The 509-nt window shown below is 34.2% G+C and carries 1 protein-coding gene; it reads left to right on the forward strand.

Annotated elements, in window-relative coordinates:
• On the forward strand, positions 1-509 hold a 509-nt coding region (locus JG676_RS07805; RefSeq protein WP_281431922.1), incomplete at both ends, for a Holliday junction DNA helicase RuvB C-terminal domain-containing protein.

Raw genomic sequence — 509 nt, forward strand, 5'->3', positions numbered from 1 at the left:
CTCATAGGTGCCACTACACGTGCGGGTATGCTTAGTAATCCCTTAAGAGATCGTTTTGGGATGCAATTTCGTTTAGAATTTTACAAAGATAATGAACTTGCAACTATACTTCAAAAAGCTGCTTTAAAACTTAATAAAGTCTGTGAAGAAGATGCAGCACTTGAAATCGCAAAAAGATCAAGATCTACACCTAGAATTGCACTTCGGCTTTTAAAAAGAGTGAGAGATTTTGCTGATGTTAATGATGAAAAAAATATTACTCTAAAAAGAGCTAATGAAGCTTTAAATTCTTTAGGAGTAAATGAATTGGGTTTTGATGCGATGGATTTAAGATATCTTGAACTTTTAACAGCAGCAAAACAAAAACCTATGGGACTTGCAAGTATAGCTGCAGCTTTAAGCGAAGATGAAAATACGATTGAAGATGATATAGAACCTTATTTATTAGCAAATGGTTATATAGAACGCACTGCCAAAGGACGCATAGCAAGTCATAAAAGCTTTAATGC

The organism is Campylobacter sp. 2018MI34 (assembly GCF_016598975.1).
In the GTDB taxonomy this organism is placed as follows: Bacteria; Campylobacterota; Campylobacteria; order Campylobacterales; family Campylobacteraceae; genus Campylobacter_D.